This is a genomic window from Acinetobacter sp. FB, assembly GCF_056033405.1.
In genome coordinates this window covers 1,661,959-1,687,103 of the sequence record NZ_CM148502.1, presented here as the reverse complement: position 1 = coordinate 1,687,103, position 25,145 = coordinate 1,661,959, and the positions used below count along the sequence as shown (strand labels likewise).

Here is a 25,145-nt window from a genome sequence, read left to right as displayed (position 1 = left end):
AAAAAGAGTAGCTAGAGTCATTCATTCATCTGAACAAAAAACTGACTCTAGTCATAATGGGCGGTATTATAGAAGTATTTTATGTAATTGATAACTTTTGTCTGTTTTTCTAGCCTATTTATGAACAATTAAATCCGCCCTACTTCCAAGTATGGAATCAAATTATTGTCAAAATTTACACGAGGGTCTCCAGCAAAACTAATAAAACCATGCATTCCTGTTAGGCGTTCACCTTGATAGAATGAGTTAAGTTGATAGCGTGGATCTTTATGAGATAAGGTAAAACTTATAACACCTATACCTATTTTTCTTGATAGTTTGTAGGCATCTTCGAGCATACGATGATGTAAGACAAGCGATTGTGGGTGACATAGTAACGTGTGTAATACATGATATTTCACTGAGTCACCTAATTTTGGTAGAGACATACTTTTCGTAACAGATGTACAAAAATTATAAATAGGTCGCAGTGCACGAATTACTGGACTGTAAGCCAAAATTTTGGTTTGCTTAATTCCATGCTGATCCCATAAACCAAACATGCCAACGAGCTTTTTATCTTGAAAATACAAGATAAAATCTGAAAGTTTAATTCCTGAAAAGTATGGATGGCCTTGTGCTAATTCTTCGAAGTTATAAGCAGGAATAAAATTATAATGATTCGACATTTCGGCAATAAAGTTATTCATTGCCGAAATGTGTTCTACATGCGCGACACAAGACTGAATGTTTTGATATGCATCTGGATTTTGAGTGATACGCTTTAAGAAAGCTTTGATTTTTCTTTTGTTTCCTAAATGTGTCAGCGTTAAAGTTTCGATAAAGCCTTCATCATAATAATCAGGCATACCTGTTTTCGCAGTTTGCATTGCTGCTCGAGCTGCATGATTATCATTGAAAATAATCATTTGGCTAAAATTAGGCTCATACATGCTGATTTTCACATGAGCGCCTAAAGCCTTAACCAAAGATTTTCCTCTATAGTTTTGATCGACACGTAGATCGCTGGCATATCTTAGACTCTGTATTTGTCTATTGATATAACACGGTCGATAACCATTGCTATAACATGCAACTTTTCGCTGCTGTTCTTTATCTTCAATAACTACATGTAATTTATGTCTGTATAGAATGTCAGAAGCTTTGAAATAACTGGGTTCACGTTGAAAGCTAATCTGAACACCCCTTGTGGTCATCGGAACAGCGATAAGCTGTCTTAAACCTTGATCATCCTCAAGTGTAGCTTCTCGCGTAATTAAGGTATTGTCGCGATGTTGTACTAAATCCATGTTCATTAATTATTAACCTGTTGATGATGTGGTGTTGACACTAAATCATTCAAACTTCCTATTTGATCTAGTAATTGATATACAAATACAACTTCATCTTGTTGGTTGACCGTTTTTTGAGTTTGGACATCCAATAACTTCTGTTCTGTATTGAGTAAATCAAATGTTGTTTTTGTACCCAGTTCAAATTCTTTACGCGTATAAACAAATGCGATTGAAGCTGCGTCAATTGCATTTTGCAGTGCATCTTTATTTTGACGAATGGTTTGAAGTTGTGCGTAAGTCGTCCGGATACGCTGATTCAAATCTAATTCCAGACTTTTGATTTTCTGATTAGCAAGCTCAATATCGACTTGAGCTTTATTAATATTTGCTCTATTGAGTCCATCATCATACAACGGTACATTTAACTGAACACCAACCATATAATTATTACTTTCAGAACCGATATTGGTTGCTTCATGTTGAGCCCCTAATTTGCTGGTGAGCATCACTGTCGGCCAAAGTTCTCTTTTGGTTAAAGCGTATTGCTTTTCTGCAGCTTGTTTTTCAAATTTGGCTTGTATTAAAGCAGGATGATTTTTGGTTTTTGATAAAAGTTCATCGACGTTATTGGCAATGCTAGGTAATTCATTGATTGCAACCAAACCATCAGGAGCTGACCCTGTGATTTGGTAAAATTGCGCTTCACTGATCGTTAGATTGGATTGTGCTTGAGTAATATCTGCTTGTCCCTGAGCGACTTGTGCCAAAACTTGAGCCAAATCTGCGCGTGTGATCATGCCCACATCAAAACGTCGTTGAGACTCATACAAAGAACGCTGCAAATTAGACATGGTTTTCTTTCTGAGCTCTAAAATCGCTTTCTTTTTGAGTACATCGGTATAGACCATCACTGTATTCAATATCGTTTCTGATCGTTGATCTGATAACGCTTCATTGCGGGCTGAAAGCTGATTCTTCGCAACTTCAACACCTAAACGGTGTCGACCAGAAGTATAAACTGGATAATCCATTTGAAGTTGCAAACTACGACCTTTACGATTTCCTTCTGTTGGGAACATCACCATGGTCGGAGTTTCTATTTTTTCATAATCCAATTGCCCAACGAGATTGACTTTGAGTCCATCTCGTTGAGTTGCTTGATTAAGTATTGCCGTGGATTGATTAACACTTAAACGACTTAGTTCTAATTGGCTTTCATGCATTAAACTAGCAGAAAACGCATCATCTAAAGTCATCGCATTCACTGAACTGGCAGCGCAGCACAGGCTTAAATACACTAAGTATCGATATTTACTTTTTTCAAGTCTAATTTGATTTATTCCTTTATTCATAGCCGTTCCAAACTATTTAAAGTAATTTTCTTTAAAGGTTCTGGCTTGATATTTCCTTCAATTAAACCATCAGACATCACCAATTTTTTATAAGCAGCCCAACCATTATCTGCCTTACGAATTTGTGGTTGATCAAGTTGACCTAGATTACGCGCTAATTCGTAATGGAAGTTTTGACGCAAAATATTATCAATATATTGATGATCAACTGAGTGATGAATATCTCCTTCAAACAATACACAATAAAATGGTTTTGTGAGCTGCTGTGTATCTATAGCAAGCAGAGAAATTGCTTTAGATTCAGTGTCATTTAGATGAGATAACAACTGTTGTGCAGTCTCTGGAGCAAGCTTTTCGCCGACTAAATCCACGCCAAAACGACGACCTTGAAATTCAAAGCAAGGGAGCTGTTCTAAGAAACCTGTGACTAATAAGCAATCATCTAAACAATATCGTAGTAATCCATTACCTGAAGTAATAATTGGGCTAACAATATCACCTAATTTGAGCTCCCAAGACGGAATGATTTTCCCTTCATTTTCGCCCGCTAAGTATTCAAATTCATAGAAATGGCTTTGATATGCCAACGGATACTGACCATTATATGGAATAGTGACCACACCTTCTGTAGCCCAAAGGCCTTTCCCTTCAAACTGAACAAATGGCAATCGCTGTTGTAGTTTTTCAGCCCAATCTTTTGATCCAGCAGTGTCCCAGCTCGATAACAAGCTCAATTTCGGCCATAATTTTTCAAAATCAATTTGCTGATCATGTGTAGCATTCATTAAACGCTTTGCACTTTTTGGACTAAATGGTGCTTTAACTTGTTCTAAATATGATTGGCGTGCCCCCCATGAACCACTATCAAGAACTTCAGCAATCTCATCTTGCATGGCTTCTAAACGGTCAAGTAATTGCAAGGCAAATGTTGGGCTCCAAACAGAAATCATGGCCAAATTATGATTGGCGACCAAATAGCATAAAGTCGCAAATAAAGCATCATCAGCATTTGCAGCAAAGGCAACATTACTTGGAACAGCTTGGGTAAATTTAGAAAGTATACGTTTGCCAATACCTAACAATGCACTGTCATCATTGAGATTTTTATCTTTTAAGACTTCACGTTGACTTTCAGGTAACCATGAAACCGACCAATAGTGTGTACCTCCCTGTAATTGCGGACATTTACGATACATACTCGCTAACCATGGTGCGATTGCATGATCAATTTGATCTAAAAATAATTGGGTATAAGGAATAAATTTAATTTGTTCGCTTGAACCACTGGTCGGTTGAAAACGAATCAGTTTACTGCTTGAAAGTGATAATTTTTGATCACGATATAGATTTATCTGCTCTCGCCAATCTGCATAACGTGAGGAAGAAAAATATTGTATAAATTGCTCATAACTTGAAATATTCTGTTTTTGCGCAAGATTTGATGATTTCAAAATTGAGTTCAATATTTGACGTTGAGCTGTCTCTAAGTCAATTGCATTTTTCCTAAAATGTTGATCTGCCAAATTACACCAACGCTTCAGAATAAAGTGAGATCCCGTAGTAAGCCATTCTGTATATTTCATTTTGAGATACTCTTGCTTATTTTACGGTTAGTCCTGATGGCTTCATGTTTACCTTTACTTACAGGCTTTGTAATAAATCTCGCAGGGAAACGAGCCAAGTCTTTCCAACCTAATCGACCGATGCACGGTAATTCTGTACCTGTCGTCCAAGTTGGATTTTTTCTTTCAAAAAAATCAATTTTAGGATTAGTTATTCTCATTTCTTCGGTAATTGGTGCGACTTCGCCTTTTAATGGTTGATAATCATCGCCGAAGTTTAATAATCCAACCTCTTTATCGTAATACTCCCCAAAGAAGTTTTCGCAATAATGCTCAATCACATTCGAAAGATGTTCATTTTCACCATTAACATGCGGATAATAAACATAATAATTATTTGCCAATAATAAATAAGTCTTATAACCCTTCGAGATTAGCAACCAGTAAAACTCATTGAATGGATACTTAACTCGGAGTTTAATAATAAGTTTCAACATGGTTGACTGAAGTGTTCTGTTTCCCCAAAACTCTTTTAAAATTACAGTGTCCCCACTAAATAAAACGGTATAGTCTTTACCATTTAAATAAAAATGTTGAACAGCAACTGTAGAAAATCCAACCACTTCATCTGTTTTAGAGTTAAAAATCAGCATTGCGCCACTTTTCTTTTTGAAATCATTTACAAATATTTCAAACTGAGTGTTCTCATAATATTGCTCATATATTGAGTACATCGCTTTTAGTCTATCAAGATCAATTTTCTCCATTTCAATATATTGACCATAAGTTGTTTCCTTATTATTCAAAATTGAAATAATTTTTGCCGTTGTATTAATCATAAGTCAGTCCATTAAATTTTGAATATGAATATCTCTATCTCATTAAGAAATATAAAATTCATATAGATTTTTGTTTTAAGGAATCAAATGCTGAATATTTTCCTTTTTATTTTTTAAATCATTAAAAAATGATTTTACCCTCTAGCTTAATTCATCTATATATTCATTTTTTTTGCCCTGTCCATAAAAATTGTAAGAAATGCGGTAATCACCATAATGATTGCAAGGATGCGTAATAAATCATTAAAACTTGATGTAAGTGCTTGATAATGAATGTCTCGATAAATAACACTCAATGCTATTTGCTGAGCATCTGCTCCAATATCTTGATATTTAGCGGTAAGTTGATCTAATCGTTCTATAAATAACCAATTTTGTGGTGTCATATATTGATTTAGCTGGGTGACATGTAATGCAGTTAGCCAATCAAGTGATGAGTTGATTAATGCTAATCCAACTGCACCACCAATATTACGCATAAGATTATAAATACCACTTGCATCTGCAACTTTAGAAATTGGTAATGTACTCATCGCTAAATGAGATACAACAATTAAGCAGATCATTAAGCCAATACCACGATAAACCTGTGGCCAAAACATAAAGTCGTAATCACTCTGAATACTTAAATGTGAATTTAACCAAACACCAAAGCCAGCTAAAATCATTCCAACAAAAACTGTTTTACGTGTATCAAAATTTGGGATTAACCATGCCAATAATGGTGCAAAGAAAAACATCACAATACCCGTAACCATCATAATATGACCAATCTGGCTACTATTCATCTCTCTTACTTGCCCAAGAAAAACAGGAATCATGTAACCTAAACCATATAATGCCATTCCAATGACAAAAGTAATAATCGAGCTTAATGTGAAGTTTTTATTTTTAAATACACTTAAATCTAATAGTGGTTTTGGCTGTGTAAAACTGCGTGAGAAGAAGATAAAACCACCTGTGATACATACAACAAATGCAATTCTAACTCCCATATCCACAAACCAGTCATGACGTGCACCTTCATCAAGGAAATATTCCAAACCACCTAAAAACATCGCCATACCAATTAAAGCGAACCAATCCATCGTTTTAATCAAAGCATGATTCGGTTTATCAATATTTGGGCCTGAAAAAATAATTGTGGCAATAATAATCCCTGGGATGATATTAATCAGAAACATCCAATGCCACGAAAAATTATTGGTTAACCAACCCCCAATTGTTGGACCGATTGCGGGACCCAAAGTACTCACCATTCCAAATACAACCAATGGGAGTGAACGTTTAACTTCAGGAAAAAGTAAAAATAAGGCAGTCATTGAGGTCGGAATCATGCCACCGCCCATAAAACCTTGTATCGCTCTAAAAACCAATAAGCTCTCTAAGTTCCAAGCCAATGCACACAGTAGCGAACTAATGGTGAAACCAATTGCACAGAGTGTGTAATAAATACGAGTTGATAAAATGCGAGAGACAATGCTGGACATAGGAATCGCAATAATTTCTGCAATTAAATAAACGGTTTGTACCCATGTCACTTCATAGCGACTCGCACCCATTCCTGCCTGTACTTCATTCAACGAGCTGGCAACAATTTGAATGTCAAGAATCGCCATGAAATTACCAAAGATCATTGCGACAAAAATGATCCACGCGACTTTTGGCGCAAATTTCCATTCAGCGTCATTATGCTTATTCATTTTTTATACCTTTAAGACTTTATTATTATGTTCTTAAGTCCACGGTGGCACTAACAGACATTCCGGGCTTTATCAGCTCTGCATGGGATGTCGGATCTATAGAAATACGTACAGGTATACGTTGAACAACTTTATTAAAATTACCTGTTGCGTTATCTGGTGGCATCAAAGAAAAAGTTGCACCAGATGCTGGAGAAAAGCTCTCTATTTTTCCGGTATAAGTTAAACTTGGGTAAGCATCAACTTTAAGCTTAACAGATTGACCAATATGCATTTTTTCAATCTGTGTTTCTTTAAAATTCGCCTGAACATATAAACTATTTTCAGGAATAATCGCCATCAAACGGGTTTGTGGTGAAACACGTGATCCTTTTTGAATCGAAAGACTGCCTATTTTCCCAGAGACAGGACTTATAACTTTTGCTGAATTTAAATCAATTTGATAAAGATTTAGCGAGGCATGAGCACTTTGAATATCAGCTAAGAGTTGTGCCCTACTTGCTTGCATACTTCCTAGTTGTGCTTGTGCTGAATGAACTGTTGCCTGAGCCTTCGTTAATTGAGCTTGTGCTGCCAAATACTGAGATTGAATACCTTCAAAATTTTGTCGCGTGATAACACCATCTTTTAATAAATCTTGGTAACGAGAAAAATCCTTTTTTAAGCGAGATAAATCTGCTTCCGCTGCAAGCACACCACTCGTCGCTTCGGTAATGGTTGAACGTGCTGACCTTTCATTTTGTTGCTGAACAGCTAATGCCGCTTCTTTTAAATTGACAACTGAACGTGCTTGCTCATAACGCGCTTGATAATCACGATGATCTAAAATGGCTAAAGGCTCTCCTTTCTTTACCATTTGATTATCGCTAATCATTAATTCAAGTACTTCACCTGAAACTTTTGGCATTACCCATGTTACATCGGCTTGCACATAAGCATTATCAGTTGATTGATAAAACCGAAATACAAATAAGTAATACATTATTCCTATTAACAGGCATAACGTGAGTAAACTAAAAACAATCCAAGTTACTTTCTTACGCTCTTGGAAATTAATCTCTGTTTCCACCTGAACCAAGGCATCCATATTTAAATCCATGTACTTGTAATTTAAGGTTTTTATTTTAACCCAAGTCTATATGGGTAATTTTTCATAGCTTTTGTTTAGAACAACTAAACAAATCGCTATAAATATAAAATTGGCGTAAATTATCATTCTTAGAGTAATAAAATGTCATTGACCACGATTTCAGTGAACAAGTGTTTTTATGTCAATCATATTTACCTCAAAAATATGATAAAAGTAAAGATCTATACTTTTATTTTTACAGTTATAAATCTATATGAAATTCAAAAAATATAAACTATGGTTTTGATATTTAATGGAAAAATAAATTTAAATACATTTTAAAAAATTGATTTAGAACTCTTTTTCTTCATGAATTTTTCCTATGTTTATAACTAGAAATTTGTAATATTTACCGGTTATAAAAATGTAACTATGAGCAAAAATTGAATCTTTATAGTTTTGCTTTTTGATTTTAATTACTTAAATTGTCGTTTAGATGACAGTTTTGTGCATATAAATTACCTAAAGTAAGATGGCAAGGAGGATGTAATATTATTCAAATAAATATGTTGTAATTCTTTAATTTATAGGAATATTACAATTATTTTTTTATAAGTTATTCGATTTAACCTAAGTTTACTTAGATTTTTGATATTTAACTTAGGCGCACATAGTACATCAAAAATATCAAATTTCAAAAAAATATCACCAAAAGGAAAAACGGTTTATGGATTCAGGATTGATCACAATATTTTTACCTATTGCTCTAGCGATTGTTATGGCTGGTATGGGCTTAGAATTAACACTTAAAGACTTTGCAAGGGTCAGTAAACATCCCAAAGCTGTTTTGATCGCTTTATTCTGTCAGCTCATTTTATTGGTGGGTATCGCGTTCTTAATTTGTAAGATACTCGCATTACCACCACTTTTAGCCGTAGGTTTGATGTTATTAGCTGCATCACCTGGCGGTACCACTGCCAATTTATTTAGTTATTTGTATAAAGGTGATATTGCGCTCAATATTACTTTAACTGCTATCAACGCAATTGTCGCAGCGGTCTTTCTTCCCTTTATTGTGAACTTTTCAATTTTACATTTTATGAATGAAGGCCAACAAGTCGGTCTACAATTCACGAAAGTTTTACAGGTTTTCTTAATTATTTTAGTGCCTGTGTGTATTGGCATGCTTATTCGTCACTATGCACCTCACCTTGCTGAAAAACTAAATCGTCCAGTGCGTATTTTTGCAGTCGTGTTTCTGCTGATTATTATTCTAGGTGCAATCATTAAAGAGCGAAGCAATTTGGTTGAATATATTGGTCAAATTGGTCTGGCAACTGCATTATTCTGTGCAATCAGCTTAATGGTTGGTTATTTCGTTCCGCGTATATTTGGTATTAATTCATATCAAGCACGTGCGTGTGCATTTGAAATCGGGATTCACAATAGTACTTTAGCCATGACGATTGCACTTACCATTATGGCAAGTACCACCATCGCGATGCCTGCTGCTGTGTATTCAATTTTTATGTATATTTTCGCGACTATTTTTGGTACGTTGATTACTCGATTTGAAAAATAAAAAATATATAAATTATTAATAACTATTAATTTATATAAAACAAAAGCGTATATCACTATACGCTTTTTTGTGGTCTCATTTTACTGACTTGCTCTAATCGAGCTTTCAGTTCAAATCCAGACCATGCTTTTGGTTCAGATCGTAGTTCTGCTCGTTTAACCAATTGAATTAGTTTTTGATTAATTGGTGCATTCAGATTCAAATGTTTCGCTAAATTCACAATCTCACCGTTGATCCAATCGATCTCAGTTTTTCTACCAGCCATTAAATCATCTGCCATCGAAGAACGTGCAAGTGGATCTATAGCGAGCATTTTTTTACTGATAATCTTAAAAACAGCATTGGGTAACTTTAAAATTTTAGGAATAAATTGTGCAGGAATTGGGGTCAATTTTGCTGGTTTAATTTTAGCGATTTTTAATAAACTCAAAGCTTCTAATTGAGCAAGTGCTAAACAATGACGATATTCTCGAATAGATAATTGTTGCTTTAACGGAAGCTGTGAGAGTGCATTGATTGAATTATTTAAGTTCAATAATAATTTTGCCCATTGCACAGCTTGCATATCCTGCTCTAGCTGAATTTCTAGCTTTGCTTTTTTAAATGCATGCACAAATTCATCTAATTGGGTATGGCTTTTGACATACAAAGCCCCATCTGTTCCTTGATGAAATATACCATTTCCTAAAGCTGCTACATTAAAAGGTACCATACCTTCAAGGATAGTGTGCTCAGTGAGAATTTGTTTTAAAATCCCCACATTGCTTAAGCCATTTTGAAAACTGATAATAATGGTCTTTTTCTTTAAAATATCTTTTAATTCAAAAGCAACTTGTTCAGTAGATGCTGATTTTACACAAACCAAGATAATATCTGCATGAGTAACTGCATTTGGATCAATCGTCATTTGAAGTTGGTTTGCAGCAATGTTTTGCTTAAATCCGTTGTAATCTGAAACGGTTAAACCGTATGTTTGGAGTTGCTGTTGAATTTTAGGACGGACAATAAAATCTATGTCATAGCCAGCAGCAACCAACCTACCTCCAAGATAGCATCCAATACTGCCTGCACCATAAACACATATTTTCATCGATGATCCTTAAACATCTCATTTCAACTACCACTTTCTTAACATAATCAAAATTTAAAACTTGTCAGCTAGCTTACAAATTTTAAATTTTGCTAAAGAAAAAGCCCAATATTGAATTGGGCTTTAAACTCATAAAACAGATTATGCGTTAAGGTTTGGATCAGCCAATAAAGTTTCAGCGGCAAGTTTCCCCAAATTATTAGAGGCTAATGGACTATCACCCGTTAATAGTTTTCGATCTTGGTGTACTTGCCCAGTAATTCCTTTATTTAAGATTTCTACACCAAGTTTTTCTAAATTTTCACCGACGAGCCACGGCAATTGTCCTGGCATATATCCAATATCAATATTGGCACCTTTATCTAATGAATCTGGAAAAACACAGACTTGATAGCCTTTAAAAATATAATCATTTGGACTTTCATCAACTGCGGCTGCCAATAAAGAAGCTGGACCATGACATAAGGTAATCACATATTTGTCATGATCTACTGCCCATTTTAATAAAGCCTTAACTTCTTTACTTTCAGGGATTTTAGCCAAAACACCGTGACCACCAGGAATGAAAATACCAGCATATGGTGAATCAGCACTTAAAGCTTGCTCTAAAATCTCAGCCAATTTAAGTGGAGATTTCAGTTGTTTTTCATACTTATGATACGTATCTAAAACCACTTGTTCTTCTTTTGGCATTGCCCACATTTCAAGTTTAACTGGATTACCTGAGAGTGTTGCAACATCAAAGGCAAAACCAGCATTGTCCAAATGGAACATCGGTAACAACATTTCTACGGGATGATTTCCTGTAGAAAAGAATTTCTCATTTTGCATCAAGATATAGCGTTCATCCGTAGCAATCATAAGAATCTTTTTATCACCTTGATAGGGATTCGGATACGTAGTTCCGTCATAGTCAGTTTTAGGAGCTGTATACTGACTTAAAGAATAAGGTGATGGAAAAAAAGCATTATCTTCTGCTAAATCTGGGGTTGGGTTGCGATCATCTATATTTGTTGTCATCTTCAAATTCCTCGTAGGATATGTTTGATTTACATATTGCTTTTCTAGGTGATCATTCTCAAGCTTGATGTATAAATAGGCATAGAATGAATACGATTAGGCAAAATTACGATTTAATTTCGAGTACCACTTTTCCAACATGTTCGCTGCTTTCAAGGCATTGGTGTGCTTCTACAACTTCTTCAAATGCAAAAGTCTTATAAATAATTGGTTTGCATTGATCTGTTTCGATTAATGGCCAAACAAACTGTTCCAATTCTTGGGTAATGTTTGCTTTTTCATCATTGGTTCGTGCACGCATCGTTGAGCCAGTCACCACAGCGCGTTTTAGCATGAGTTCTTGAATATCAAAACCATCTACTTTTCGACCGCCCATAAACCCGATAATTACCAGTCGCCCATCTCTTTTTAACAGTCTTAGATTTTGATTAAAGTAAGCAGCGCCAATAATATCCAAGATCACATCAACGCCTTGCTGATCTGTACGTGACAAAATTTCTTGTTCAAAATCTTGCTTCTTATAATTAATAACTGTCGAAATAGAGCTTAATTTTTCAGCTTTCTCGTCACTGCCCACCGTGGAAAAAGTTTGAATCCCCATGGCATGACATAAACTCAACGCTGTAGAGCCAATTCCACTCGCTCCTCCGTGAATCAAAACAGTTTCGTTCTTTTTCAATTGTCCGATCTGAAATAGATTTGCCCATACGGTGAAATAAGTTTCTGGAATAGCTGCTGCTTCAACAAAGCTCAGATTTTTTGGAATCGCTAAAGTTTGATTTGCTGGGACAGCACAGTATTCTGCATATCCTCCACCATTGGTCAGCGCGCAGACTTTATCACCGACTTTAAATTTTTCTACTTTTGAACCGATTTGCGAAATGATCCCAGCAACTTCTAATCCTGGAATCTGCGTTACGCCTTTCGGCATCGGATAAAGCCCCTGTCGTTGCAAAATATCAGGGCGATTAATCCCAGTGGCATAGACTTCAATCAATACTTCATTTTCTTTAATCTCAGGTTTCTTACCTTGTACAACTTTTAGAACTTCAGGACCGCCAGCTTCAGTAATTTCGATATATTTCATTTGTTCTCTACTATTTTGATTCATGACTTACTCATTCCTTCTCTACATTTACTTCAGTCTGATTAGGAGAAAAACCAAACTGTTTTTTAAACTCTCGACTAAATTGAGATGAGCTTTGATAACCAACAGCATAAGCTGCTTGAGCAACGCTTTGGTTTTCGTTTTGCAACATTTGTTTTGCCTTATGCAACCGCGTAACTTTTAAGTACTGCAACGGTGAATGTAATGTGACTTGTTTGAATGCTTTATGAAATGCGGAAATACTCATATTGGCTTGTTCAGCAAGTATTTCCACTGTTATTTTTTCTGTATAATGATGTTGAATATATTCACAAATTTTATAAATTGGTCGTAAGTTTCCTTGAGCCACTAATCCTTTTAAAGCATCTGCACCCGAATGTTGAATCACTCGATACAATAACTCTCGTTTAATTTGTTCACCTAAAATCAAGCTGTCTTGTTCTGAACCTAAAGTTTTTAATAGTCGTATCAATACATTCGAAATGGTTTGATCATATTGAATTACACTCATGCCCGTAGTGAGTGGTTTAAATTTATCATTTTCAAAATATGTTTTTGCTAATAACTCATTTACCGTATCTGCCTCTAGTTTCATGCTCATCGCAATCATAGGCAATTCAGGACTCGCTACCGTATCACAATCAAATGGCATAGACACAGAGACGATAAGGCATTCACCTTGCTGAAATGCATAGGTTTCAGTTCCGATATAACCACGTTTACTGCCTTGTAAAACAAAAACTAAGGTCGGTTCTTGCAATACGGCTAATGGTGGTCTGTTGTGATCTACACGCATCAAAGTGATGCCATCTATCGCGGTAGCATAGAAGCCTTCTTTAGCAACAAGTTTTAAAAACAGTGAGCTAAGTATTTGGTTATTCATCATGTGTCATCTGATGATTTGAAATGTGATCTTTATTATTAAATAGAAAATTCAGGAAAGATGTTAGTTTTATGCAGGATTAGGCATAGAAAAGAGAGTTTTTAATGTCTATATTATGATTCCAATATCTTAGTAAAAATACTAATTAAATTTTTATAAGTTATTAGGTTTGTCATCTAAACCAAGAATTGATCTGAGTCTGAAGATTTCTGACACTAATTTTGGAATATCTTGTTTTGCATGTGCAATAAAATCTTGGTCAGCAACCGTTGCACCAATTAATTCAATATCATCTCCATTTGTCATAATAAAACTAGATCCCGATTCATGGTCTCGACCTTCTACATAAGAAATCCATGTCCCATAGGTTGCATTTAAACAACGTTCCAAAATTTCATCCAAGCTTTCTTTTGATAATTCTTCCATTTCAACTCTTTAATTCTTCATGCATGTTTAGTTTTTCATTTCGATTCTGATCAATTAATTTTTAATAAAATAGGATAATTCATTATTTTTCAAAACTTTATCCAAAAAATATTTAATATTATTAAAATTTATATTTGATAAAAAAACGAGGTTTTTATCATAAAAACAATGGTCTCCAAAATAGTTGTTACTCTCAATACTATAAATTCTTCGTATATCATAAAAGTTAAAAGTATAAGAGTCCTTTAAAAATGTAACTTCAACTTGCAAACACCCTTTTGCTTCATATTCCCAGTCATAATCATTAAAATCATCGGGTGAGTTAATAATATATTTTTCCATCAAAGTTGATCCCAACTTCCTTATTTGTTAATTGATAGTAGATAAATAATATAGTCTAATAAAACTGACTCGAATCCAACATCTGTAAAGTAATTTTTTTCACTTCATCACGACTTTGCATAATATGCGCTTCAATCGCCTGTATGGCTTCATCTACTTTACGATTAAAAATATAACCCAGTATTTTCTGATGCTCCTGATAAGTCGCTTCAACGCGATAATCTTTTGAGAAGTCTAAACGACGGATAATACGAATTCGTTCACTCAAATCACGATGAATTCTCGCCATTTCATTATTTCCAGAGGCACGAACTAAAGCGCAATGGAAATCCTCATCTTGTTGTGACAATTGTTTAATGTCTTTTAGATATTGATGAGGTTCAATCAACCATAAATCCTTTAATACAGATAATTCAACCGAGTTTTGATGATCCATCTGACAAAGTTTACGAATCGAATCTTTTTCTAATACGATCCGCACATCATAAAGTTCTTCATAATACCGAAAATTGAGCGGTCGGATTTGCCAACCGCTACGAAAACTCACATCAACATAACCCTCTTGTTGCAAACGATATAGTGCTTGTCGGATTGGGGTGCGACTTACATCATAAGCTTTTGCAACTTCAGATTCAGTGAAACGTTCACCTGGCATCATTTTGAAATCAAAGATATCATTCTTGATGCGTTGGTAAACCAGCTCAGACAAATTGTCTGAGCTTTTTGTTGTTTTTATTTTGGTTTCTTTCATGCAACCTTGCCTTATTCCATATAAACCAGTGGTTCACCACTATGTACGGTTTGCCCTGCTCTACAAATAATGGCTTTTACAATGCCATCTTCTTCTGCATAAACAGGAAGTTCCATTTTCATTGCTTCAATAATAGCAACAGTTTCACCTTTTTTAACCTCTTGACCATGTTCAACAAAAATTTTCCAGATATTACCTGTCATCGATGCATTTAATGATGCTAAATGACTGTAATCAGCATGGTTATTTTCTTGAATCTGTTCTTCAGGTTGAGCTGCAAACTCCTCTTTCCAGCGATCCACTTCAGTTGTGAATGCTTGTTGTTGCTTAGCTTTAAACTCGGCAATACTTTCAGCTTCATTCTCTAAAAATTTTACATAATCCGCATAATCGAATTCAGTTTCCTCAATCTTGATCTCAGCACGACCATTTTCAAAGTCAGCACGCCATTGATTGAGTTCTTCTTCTGTAACCTCAAAATATTTAATTTGATCGAAGAATTGTAAGAACCATTGTTTATCACCAAATTGTTTGTTTTTCTTAAACTTATTCCAAATTGGCAGAGTACGCCCAATCAATTGATATCCGCCTGGTGAATCCATGCCGTAGATACACATGTACATACCACCAATCCCAACCGTTCCCTCTGCGGTAAAGGTACGAGCTGGATTATATTTAGAACTGAGTAAACGATGGCGTGGGTCAATCGGTACGGCACAAGGTGCTGTTAAATACACATCACCCAAGCCAAGAATTAAATAGTTCGCATCAAAAATAATATCTTTAACTTCATTTCGATCTGCCAAGCCATTAATGCGTTGGATAAAATCAACGTTATTTGGCAACCACGGTGCTTTAGAGCAAACACTTTCTTGATAGCGTTCTACAGCTCCTAAAGTCGCACTGTCTTCAAATGCCATCGGCAAATGTACGATACGAGATGGGATTTTTAATTGGCTCAAATCACCCATCTCTTTTTCGAGTTGAAGTAATTGAGCAATCAATTGTGATTGTGGAATTACTAAGCCATCGTATTTAATCTGTAGTGAACGAACACCCGGTGACAGTTCCAATACGCCTGCAATTTTTGCATCACGAATCATTTGAATAAGTTGATGCACTCGTAAACGTAAAGCTAAATCTAAAACATTTTCGCCGTATTCTAAGAGAATATAACTATCACCTGCTTGGCGATACACTGTTTTTGGCGACAATTCAGTTGGTTCACGTTGTGCCAAAATCGTACTGACAACCTCTTGAATTGGCTCAATTGTTTCTACAATTTTGTTTGCTTCCGCAAAATTTTGGATATTTTCAATTTGCTGACGTTCAAGTTCATTGGCTTGTTCAACACTAATAGGATAAAAGCGAATTTTATCATCGGCTTTAAGTTGTCCCACTTTCCAAAGTTCTGCTTTGGCAATCGTCACAGGACAAACGAAACCGCCTAAACTTGGACCATCTTTTGCCAAAATCACAGGGAAATCGCCTGTGAAGTTAATTGCACCGATCGCATATTCACAGTCATGTACATTTGATGGATGTAAACCAGCTTCACCACCATTTTCTCGTGCCCAGCTTGGCGTTGGTCCTGATAAACGCACACCTAAACGATTTGAGTTAAAGTGAACTGTCCACTCTGATGCAAAAAACTCTTCCACATATTCAGGTTTAAAGAAATCTGGTGCGCCGTGCGGGCCATATAACACCGCAATTTCCCATTCATTACTATATTCAGGAATCAATTCAGCCGATAACGATTGAGGTTCATCATGTGCAAGTGGCAATTCTGCACTAGCAAATGCTGAATCAACCATTTTAATCATGTCACCGACACGTAAGGTACGACCTGCATGACCACCAAAATTACCAAGCACAAAAGTAGAACGACTGCCTAAATAAACAGGAACATCCAAACCATTTCGTACCGCTAAATATGTACGGCAACCTGATTCTACTTGACCGATTTTTAGAATTTGTCCTGCTTTAACTTCAACAGGTTTCCAAAAATCAATTTCCTGATCATCTAACAACGCAGTACAGCTTGCGCCCGCCAAAGCAATAATCGTATCTGTATGGAACTTTAATGTTGGTCCAACTAAGGTAAACTCGAAACCTGCGGCTTTAGCATCATTTCCAACTATACGATTGGCAAGCTGAAATGCATAATCATCCATTGGACCCGATGGTGGTACACCAATATCCCAATAGCCTGTACGACCCGGATAATCTTGAATTGAACTCAACGTTCCTGCTTGAACTACTTCAATTACATTTGGCGTGTAATTGAAATCATCCAACATTCTTGTCCAAATTTGCATAGACTCAAAGCGCTGATCTGAAACGATGGCACGTGCGTAATCCAAGTTTGTATTAATGCCATTCAATCGAGTTTCAGCCAATACATTCTTTAATTCTTCAATAGCACTGGCACGATCATCAGCATGCACAATAATCTTGGCAATCATTGGGTCAAAGTATTGAGAAATCTCTGTGCCCGTTTTGACCCAAGTATCAACACGTGCTCCCTCTGGAAAGGTGACTTCAGTCAACACACCGGGACTTGGTTGGAAATTTTTTACAGGATCTTCGGCATAAACACGAACCTCAATCGCTGCACCTTTAGGCTGAATATTGCTGAGATATGCCCAATCAAGTTCATCACCCGCAGCCACTTTGAGCATACATTCAATTAAGTCTAAACCTGTAACCATCTCAGTGACTGGATGCTCAACCTGTAAGCGTGTATTCACTTCTAAAAAATAAAACTCATCTCGATTGGCATCGTAAATAAACTCTACTGTTCCTGCACTACGATAATTAACGGATTTACCCAGTTCTACCGCTGCTTGATGTAGTTTTTTTCGTGTCGCTTCAGGTAAATTTGCCGCAGGCGTTTCCTCTACCACTTTCTGGTTACGACGTTGCAAAGAGCAATCACGCTCACCAAAGGCAACGACTTGTCCCTTTCCATCACCAAAAATTTGCACTTCAACATGACGTGCTTTATCAATAAAGCATTCAATAAATACACCTGCATCCTTAAAGAATTGTTCGCCCAAACGTTTTACACTTTCATATGCATCGGTTAACGCTTGTGGCGTATCACAACGGGTCAAACCAATACCACCACCACCAGCGGTGCTTTTCAGCATAATTGGATAGCCAATACGATCTGCGGCAGTCAGTGCTTCTTCTAAGCTATCCAACAACCCTGTTCCTGGTGTCATCGGCACATTGGCAGCAGCAGCTAATTCACGAGCACGGTGTTTTAAACCAAATTCTAGAATTTGCTCTGCCGTTGGCCCCATAAAAGCAATATTATTTTCTTCGCAAGCACGAGCAAAATCGGCACTTTCAGAAAGAAAGCCATACCCCGGAAAGATTGCCTCTGCGCCAGTTTGTTTAGCTGCCTGAATTAATTTTTCGATACTCAAATAAGTATCGGCTGGTTTTAAACCTTCTAATGCAATTGCAATATCAGCATCTTCAACATGTTGCGCATAACGATCACTATCCGAATACACAGCAACACTGGTTACGCCTAATTTTTTAAGTGTGCGAATCGCTCGAACAGCAATTTCACCACGGTTTGCAATAAGTACAGTTTTAAACATGATGATTTCCCCCAATTAATTCGCTGTGTTTGCTGCTTGGCTGTTACGATGCTGAATATAGGCTCTCCATCCACCAAAATGACTAATATTCTCTGCATCATCTATGCCATAAGGCTCACAGATAAAACCTTTCACCCAACGCCCATCTTCTAGTTCGACATTACCCATGCCTAAAGGTGTCGGAATTTCAGCCACAAATTCACCAAATCGAGCAGTTGGGACATCCCAAAGTTCTACAATAATGCTTTGACCATCTTGCTGACGTGCTAAGCCGGGTTTAGGTGGAACAGTACCGTTCAATGCATAAAGTGCATAATTTTTAGAGGTTTTGGTGGTTTCGATATGCACGGCATCACGTGTGGTAAGCTGAAAATTCAACGGCATACCAGTTAGATGAGCACCAACGACTGCAACGCGAATATGATGTTGCGAAATAGGCACAGCAGAACTTAAAGGTAGCGTTTTATCCAATGCCCCTAATTTCAGTGCAAGATAGTTTTGCCAAGCTTTACCAAAATGAACCAATGCTGCATCATGCCAAGCTGGCGCAATTAAAGTGATACCAAATGGTAAATGATCTGCTCTAAATCCTGCTGGCAATGCCAAAGCACTCAGATCGGCTAAATTAGTAAAATTGGTATATGTTCCCAAATGAGCGTTATATTCAATCGGATTTTGTTGAAGCTGCTCAATGGTATAAATTGTGGGTGCGGTTGGAACAATTAAGGCATCAAAGTCAGCCAATTTTTGTTGGATTTTTCGAGCTAAATCTTGTTTTAAATATTCTGCATTGTAAGCATCCACCGCTGAATATTTTTCGCCGTTTTTAATAATTTCTAATACCGTTGGATCAAAATCCTCAGTATTGCTGTTGAGTAAATCGTCAACGGCTGCGGTACGTTCTGCCACCCATGAACCTTGATATAGTTGCGCTGCAAGTTGCTCAAAATCTGAAAAATCAATTTTAGTGATCTCAGCGTTTAATGACTCAAGTAATTGGATTGTTTGCTGGAATACTTTTTCTGATTGCTCATCACCAAAGAAATTTAGCTTTTCTGGAATGGCAAATTTTAATTTGCTAGAGAAATGCGCTGGAACATTCTTTGGATGCTTACGTGAATAACTATCCAACGGATCATATGCTTCTAAAACATTTGCAACCAAGTCTGCATCTACAACGGTTAAGGCAAAGATCGAAATACAATCTAGACTTTTACAAGCAGGCAATAAACCACGATTTGAAAACCGCCCTTTAGTTGGTTTTAGCCCAACAATATTGTTAAAAATTGCTGGTACACGCCCTGAACCTGCGGTGTCTGTACCTAAAGCAAATGGAACAAATCCACGAGCAACCACACTTGCTGAACCTGAACTTGAACCGCCACTGATATATTCAGAATTAAAGGTATTTGCAACAATACCAAAAGGTGAACGCGTTCCCACTAAACCTGTCGCAAACTGATCAAGATTAGTTTTGCCAATTACGATTGCACCCGCTTGCTTCAACAAACGTACTGTTTCAGCATCTTGTACTGCAACTGTCGTTAAAGCTTTACAAGCTGCGCTAGTTACAAACCCTGCAACATCAATATTATCTTTTACTGCGAATGGAACACCGTAGAGTGGAAATTGTTTTTCTAAACTTTCAGCTTCTTTAGTTAATTCATCGAGAACTTGAATTTGCTGTTCAATCTGTTCTACCGTCGCAATTGAAATCCACGCATTATCTTGAGGACCAATTGATGCAACTAAATCTTTTAAAGTACTAAGTTGGATTTCATTTTTTGAATAAGCTGTTTGCCACTCTGAAATTGTCCAACCTAAAGTTTTTATTTCATGCATTTTATGAATCCCATCTTGTATACAAGTTTGAATTTTAAAATGCAGAATCCATGCCAATTTATTTTATTTTTTAAATCATATATTTATATTATTTTATTGATATACTATTTTTTCTAATTTTCATCTTGGTGCTTAAAAGGCTTTGTTTTAATGCAAATGCTCCATAATTTAACAAAGAGCATTTTTTGTTTATCAAAATTTGCACAAATCCATATTCAATCTATCATTCTTATAATTTATTCCTTTATTTTTAGATAGTTAGATAACGCCTCAAACTCTGATTCTAAAGTTTGAATAGCTTGTTGCTCCATTGCTCTATATTTTTTCAAGACCACTTGCCCTAGTTCTGTCACTAATGCACCGCCACCATGCGTACCACCAGTTTGCGTTTCAACAACATGAGAATGAAAGCACTGATTCATGGTATCTACAAGTTGCCAAGCTCGACGATAACTCATATTCATAGATTTTGCGGCTTGAGAAATTGAGCCTGTACGTTGAATTGCTTCGAGTAATTCAGCTTTACCCGGACCAAAAGCAATTTGCTCCTCAGCTAAGATTCGAACATGTAATTTTAAACGTGGTTTGGACATCAACTTATACTCAAAGATTTGATGATGCGCTACACATCATCAAATCTAAACATTCACAATTAAAAATGAATCACTGTACGGATCGACTTACCTTCGTGCATTAGATCAAAAGCGTCATTAATGTCCTCTAGCGGCATGGTATGAGTCACAAATGGCGCAAGTTGAATTTCACCTTTCATTGCATCTTCAACCATTTTTGGTAATTGTGAACGCCCTTTTACCCCACCAAAAGCAGTTCCCATCCATTTACGACCTGTCACCAATTGGAATGGGCGAGTTGAAATTTCCTGTCCTGCACCAGCAACGCCAATAATCACTGATTGTCCCCAACCACGATGAGCACATTCTAATGCTGAGCGCATGACATTGGTATTTCCAATACATTCAAAAGAATGGTCTACACCCCAACCTGTCATTTCAACAATTACTTGCTGAATCGGTTGCTCATAATCTTTTGGATTTAAAAAGTCAGTTGCACCAAATTGTTTGGCCAATTCAAATTTTTCAGGATTGGTATCAATCACAATAATACGTCCAGCTTTAGCTTGGCGTGCGCCTTGCACAACGGCAAGACCAATCCCCCCCAAACCAAATACCGCAACACTATCACCTTCTTGAACTTTAGCAGTGTTATGTACTGCACCAATACCAGTCGTTACACCACAACCAAGCAAACAGACTTGTTCAGGATTTGCTTCGGGATTGATTTTTGCTAAAGATACTTCAGCAACAACGGTATATTCACTAAAAGTTGAACAGCCCATGTAGTGATAAACAGGTTGACCATTATAAGAGAAGCGCGTTGTACCATCTGGCATTACGCCTTTGCCCTGAGTTGCACGAACTGCAACACACAAATTGGTTTTACCCGATTTACAAAATAAACATTCTTTACATTCTGCAGTATATAGCGGGATCACATGATCACCCACTGCAACACTGGTAACGCCTTCACCTACTTGAACAACGATACCAGCCCCTTCATGTCCAAGAACTGAGGGGAAAACACCTTCAGGATCATCACCAGATAAAGTAAATGCGTCTGTATGGCATACACCTGTATGGGTAATTTTAATCAGGACTTCACCAGCTTTTGGTGGTTCAACATCAAGCTCTACGATCTGTAATGGTTCACCTGCGGCAAAAGCAACGGCTGCACGAGATTTCATACCTTCATCCTTATAGTCATGTTTTATGTTTGTGTAACAGTTAACTGATTTTATGCTGATATTCAACATCTTCAAGTAGATGTAGTGCTATCTTTACATAAGTAGACAACATTTCACGATAAAAATGATAAAGAATCTATACCACCTTAAAACGATATCGATTGTTATGGTATTGAGTTTAAGTGCCTGTGCTTTGCCGCCTAATCAAAATCCTAAACGGAGCGATGCTTTGCCAGTGAAAACAAAGTGGATGAATGATCCTCAAGCTGACCTCAATATTAAACAGGGTTTGACTGCCTTTTTAGCGCTTGATGATGCTTTTCTCAGCATTGCTTCTCGTATCCACTTGATTCGAAATGCTAAATATCAAATTGATTTACAATATTATATTTGGAAAGATGATGCGATTGGCAATCTTATGCTGCATGAACTATTAGATGCTGCTGACAGAGGAGTAAAAATTCGATTACTCATTGATGATCAGAATGGAATAAAACTAGATAAAACTTTGAGGGCACTCTCACAGCATCCAAACTTTGAAATTAGGATTTTTAATCCCTATAAATTTAGACATCTTAGAGTGATAGATTATTTATTCAGACTAAACAAAATTAATCATCGTATGCACAATAAACTCCTGATCGCCGATGATGGAATTGCCATTACAGGTGGACGCAATATCAGTAGTGAGTACTTTGAAGCCAGTAATTATTTTCAATTTAGTGATATGGATATTTTATTCTATGGCAGTGCGGTTGATCATGCAGAACAAAGTTTTAAAGAATTTTGGGAGAATGATTTAAGTTATTCAACCACACAATTGATCGGTACTGGGCAACCTCAACAGCTTGAGCAACTTAGACAAAAATTTGAACAACTTGATCAGACCAATACTTGGACAGAAAATAAACTTGAATCTGCACAGGACTTTTTAAAAGAACGGCTTCAACATTATCCTATTCAATGGGCTAAGGCACATTTTGTTGCCGATCATCCCAATAAAATTTTAGGTCAGGCAAAAGATCAAGAACTGATTTCATTTCAAATGCTCAAAATCTTAGGTAAACCCGAACAGCATATGGAACTGGTTTCTGCTTATTTTGTTCCGACCCAACGTGGAACAGAATATTTAAGCCAACTTTCGAAGAATGGAATTAAAGTTCGTGTACTAACCAATAGTTTAGTTGCGAATGATGTGGCCGTTGTTCATTCGTTTTATAGTAAATATCGTAAACCACTCTTGCAAAACGGAGTTCAACTTTACGAATTTAAACCCAATATTGAACGAACAAAGCGAACATGGTACGAAATCGCGACTGGTAGTGTGATTCCTGTAAAAGGTAAAAATCGTTCGAGTTTACATGCCAAGTTTTTTGATGTAGATGGTAAGGTTTTTATTGGTTCATTTAATTTTGACCCAAGATCAGCTTACTTAAACACCGAAGTCGGTTTAGTGGTTGAATCTGATCAGCTACAAAATCAAATTACAGCATTACTTGATCAACACTTACTTCAAGTTGCTTATCAACTTAAACTTGACTCAAATGGCAATATCGTTTGGTATGAACATAAACAAAATGGCGAAATCGTAAAACATTACCATGATCCTGAAAGTACAAATTTTCAAAGATTTAGCACCAAGTTTGTTTCCTATTTTCCAATTGAGTGGATGATGTAAGATACTGATCGATCAATTCTGATTGACTAAATTGACAAGTTATTCTCAACTAAAGACTATTTTCTTTAAGCGTATATATGCTAATTATTATATGAATAAACAATAACAAGGATAAAAAGATGATTTCAGAAAAAAATTGGAAAAACATCCAACAAGTATTCAAAGCAGCACAAAAGGCTTCCCTACATTCCTCGATTGCAACAGTCGATCAATTTGGTCAACCTTCAATTACACCTATCGGCACAGTTTTTTTAAATGAAGATCAAACAGGTTACTTTTTTGATACTTTCACAGAAAAATTAAGTACTAATTTAGGTCAAAACTCAAAAGCATGTATTCAAGCAATCAATAGCAGTAAGTGGTTTTGGTTAAGCTCACTCATTCAAGGTAGCTTCACAGATTATCCTGGTGTGCGCTTATATGTAGAGATCGGAGACTTACGCCCAGCAAATAGAGAAGAAAGAATCGCTATAGCTCGCCGTATTCAACCATTACAGTGGACAAAAGGAAGTCAACTTATCTGGTCTGAGTTTACACATGTTCGTGACATCAAAATCAATGAATTCCGCTGGATTAAATATCCAAAAATGATGGAGCATTTAATTTAATTTAATTTTAATTTAATTTAAACTCATTTCGAATAAACATAGCCCTTCTATTTCCAATGGCATCTTGATCTCTTGAAAAGATGCCTGACTAAACGCATCCAAGTGCTCTTGTTTATTCATATAGAGTTGATTATTTTGCATTGCATAGGGCGCGCACAAATGATCACAAACTAGATAGATGCCATTAGGATTCAACAACGTTCTGATGATCTTATGAAAATTAGCTGCATATTGTTTATGACGAAGTTCATGTAGGGCTTGATGGATGATAATAAAATCATATTTTCGATCTAAGGCATTTTGCCAATTAGGTTCTTTAAAATTTCCAACAAAATATTTTATTCGTGATTGTTCTGAGCTATTCAATTTTTCTTGTGCGAGCTGATGCATCACTTCAGAAAAATCAAACGCCGTATATTCGATATGATCTAATTGCGACAACAAATGTTGAGCTAGAAAACCTGGACCAGAACCTAATTCTAATATATGGCATGGATCAGAACGATTAGTTTTCATTAACTCTACATAATAATCAAAAAAATCTTTTCGCCATGGGCGTTTTATATTCGCCGTTTCTTGCCATTCCAAAGCATCTGCATAGTTTCTTAAATCAATTGGACTAGATACATCATTCATG

The 25,145-nt window shown here is 36.3% G+C and carries 21 protein-coding genes; 3 read left to right on the top strand and 18 right to left on the bottom strand.

Annotation, left to right across the window (positions count from 1 at the left end; translation table 11 throughout):
- Positions 1-128 precede the first annotated feature (128 nt).
- From AC0JIQ_RS07820 to AC0JIQ_RS07795, 6 genes are all read right to left on the bottom strand, one after another.
- Positions 129-1,295: a hypothetical protein gene (locus AC0JIQ_RS07820; RefSeq protein ID WP_474203180.1), complete on the bottom strand. Its 1,167-nt coding sequence runs from the start codon at positions 1,293-1,295 to the stop codon at positions 129-131.
- Positions 1,295-2,626, bottom strand: coding sequence for a TolC family protein (locus AC0JIQ_RS07815; RefSeq protein ID WP_474203179.1), 1,332 nt, complete (start codon positions 2,624-2,626; stop codon positions 1,295-1,297). Before AC0JIQ_RS07815 ends, AC0JIQ_RS07820 begins: the two co-directional genes overlap by 1 nt.
- Complete coding sequence (locus AC0JIQ_RS07810; protein WP_474203178.1) at positions 2,623-4,209, bottom strand: GH3 family acyl-acid amido synthetase; 1,587 nt, start codon at positions 4,207-4,209, stop codon at positions 2,623-2,625. Before AC0JIQ_RS07810 ends, AC0JIQ_RS07815 begins: the two co-directional genes overlap by 4 nt.
- Entirely contained in the window at positions 4,206-4,994 is a 789-nt protein-coding gene (locus AC0JIQ_RS07805; RefSeq protein WP_171249123.1) for a hypothetical protein, read from the bottom strand. Before AC0JIQ_RS07805 ends, AC0JIQ_RS07810 begins: the two co-directional genes overlap by 4 nt.
- A 188-nt stretch (positions 4,995-5,182) precedes the next feature.
- Positions 5,183-6,730 carry a DHA2 family efflux MFS transporter permease subunit gene (locus AC0JIQ_RS07800; protein ID WP_474203177.1) on the bottom strand — a complete coding sequence of 516 codons (1,548 nt, stop codon included), beginning with the start codon at positions 6,728-6,730 and terminating at the stop codon, positions 5,183-5,185.
- A 25-nt stretch (positions 6,731-6,755) separates the two neighbouring features.
- The gene (locus AC0JIQ_RS07795; RefSeq protein ID WP_474203176.1) at positions 6,756-7,817 is read right to left on the bottom strand and encodes an HlyD family secretion protein; all 1,062 of its coding nucleotides are present in this window, start codon (positions 7,815-7,817) and stop codon (positions 6,756-6,758) included.
- A 709-nt stretch (positions 7,818-8,526) separates the two neighbouring features.
- Between AC0JIQ_RS07795 and AC0JIQ_RS07790 the strand changes: the two genes are divergently transcribed.
- A complete protein-coding gene (locus AC0JIQ_RS07790; RefSeq protein WP_474203175.1) occupies positions 8,527-9,381 on the top strand; it encodes a bile acid:sodium symporter family protein in 855 nt (284 codons plus the stop codon).
- Positions 9,382-9,436: 55 nt separating this feature from the next.
- On the opposite strand, the gene AC0JIQ_RS07785 is transcribed toward AC0JIQ_RS07790, so the two are convergent.
- From AC0JIQ_RS07785 to AC0JIQ_RS07735, 11 genes are all read right to left on the bottom strand, one after another.
- On the bottom strand, positions 9,437-10,471 hold the full coding sequence (locus AC0JIQ_RS07785) for a 2-dehydropantoate 2-reductase (protein WP_474203174.1): 1,035 nt from the start codon (positions 10,469-10,471) through the stop codon (positions 9,437-9,439).
- A gap of 141 nt (positions 10,472-10,612) precedes the next feature.
- Positions 10,613-11,491: a glyoxalase III HchA gene (hchA, locus tag AC0JIQ_RS07780; protein WP_428980032.1), complete on the bottom strand. Its 879-nt coding sequence runs from the start codon at positions 11,489-11,491 to the stop codon at positions 10,613-10,615.
- A gap of 106 nt (positions 11,492-11,597) precedes the next feature.
- Positions 11,598-12,602, bottom strand: a complete 1,005-nt coding sequence (locus AC0JIQ_RS07775) for an NAD(P)H-quinone oxidoreductase (protein ID WP_474203173.1) — start codon at positions 12,600-12,602, stop codon at positions 11,598-11,600.
- Between the two features lie 7 nt (positions 12,603-12,609).
- Positions 12,610-13,485 (bottom strand): AraC family transcriptional regulator, encoded by an 876-nt coding sequence (locus AC0JIQ_RS07770; RefSeq protein ID WP_474203172.1) that lies wholly within the window; start codon positions 13,483-13,485, stop codon positions 12,610-12,612.
- Positions 13,486-13,635: 150 nt separating this feature from the next.
- Entirely contained in the window at positions 13,636-13,908 is a 273-nt protein-coding gene (locus tag AC0JIQ_RS07765; protein WP_474203171.1) for a hypothetical protein, read from the bottom strand.
- Between the two features lie 54 nt (positions 13,909-13,962).
- Positions 13,963-14,250: a hypothetical protein gene (locus AC0JIQ_RS07760; RefSeq protein ID WP_474203170.1), complete on the bottom strand. Its 288-nt coding sequence runs from the start codon at positions 14,248-14,250 to the stop codon at positions 13,963-13,965.
- 55 nt (positions 14,251-14,305) lie between these two features.
- Positions 14,306-15,001 carry a GntR family transcriptional regulator gene (locus AC0JIQ_RS07755; protein WP_474203169.1) on the bottom strand — a complete coding sequence of 232 codons (696 nt, stop codon included), beginning with the start codon at positions 14,999-15,001 and terminating at the stop codon, positions 14,306-14,308.
- An 11-nt stretch (positions 15,002-15,012) separates the two neighbouring features.
- Positions 15,013-18,618 carry an urea carboxylase gene (uca, locus tag AC0JIQ_RS07750; protein WP_474203168.1) on the bottom strand — a complete coding sequence of 1,202 codons (3,606 nt, stop codon included), beginning with the start codon at positions 18,616-18,618 and terminating at the stop codon, positions 15,013-15,015.
- Between the two features lie 15 nt (positions 18,619-18,633).
- Complete coding sequence (gene atzF, locus AC0JIQ_RS07745) at positions 18,634-20,460, bottom strand: allophanate hydrolase (RefSeq protein WP_474203167.1); 1,827 nt, start codon at positions 20,458-20,460, stop codon at positions 18,634-18,636.
- A gap of 236 nt (positions 20,461-20,696) precedes the next feature.
- Positions 20,697-21,053, bottom strand: a complete 357-nt coding sequence (locus AC0JIQ_RS07740) for a winged helix-turn-helix domain-containing protein (RefSeq protein WP_474203166.1) — start codon at positions 21,051-21,053, stop codon at positions 20,697-20,699.
- Positions 21,054-21,112: 59 nt separating this feature from the next.
- Complete coding sequence (locus AC0JIQ_RS07735) at positions 21,113-22,222, bottom strand: S-(hydroxymethyl)glutathione dehydrogenase/class III alcohol dehydrogenase (protein WP_474203165.1); 1,110 nt, start codon at positions 22,220-22,222, stop codon at positions 21,113-21,115.
- A gap of 166 nt (positions 22,223-22,388) precedes the next feature.
- On the opposite strand from AC0JIQ_RS07735, the gene AC0JIQ_RS07730 reads away from it, so the two are divergent.
- Both AC0JIQ_RS07730 and AC0JIQ_RS07725 read left to right on the top strand, forming a co-directional pair.
- Positions 22,389-23,900 (top strand): phospholipase D family protein, encoded by a 1,512-nt coding sequence (locus AC0JIQ_RS07730; RefSeq protein ID WP_474203164.1) that lies wholly within the window; start codon positions 22,389-22,391, stop codon positions 23,898-23,900.
- 119 nt (positions 23,901-24,019) lie between these two features.
- Complete coding sequence (locus AC0JIQ_RS07725) at positions 24,020-24,508, top strand: pyridoxamine 5'-phosphate oxidase family protein (protein ID WP_474203163.1); 489 nt, start codon at positions 24,020-24,022, stop codon at positions 24,506-24,508.
- A gap of 12 nt (positions 24,509-24,520) precedes the next feature.
- Here AC0JIQ_RS07725 and AC0JIQ_RS07720 read toward each other — a convergent pair whose 3' ends face one another.
- Positions 24,521-25,144 carry a class I SAM-dependent methyltransferase gene (locus AC0JIQ_RS07720; RefSeq protein ID WP_474203162.1) on the bottom strand — a complete coding sequence of 208 codons (624 nt, stop codon included), beginning with the start codon at positions 25,142-25,144 and terminating at the stop codon, positions 24,521-24,523.
- Position 25,145 lies beyond the last annotated feature (1 nt).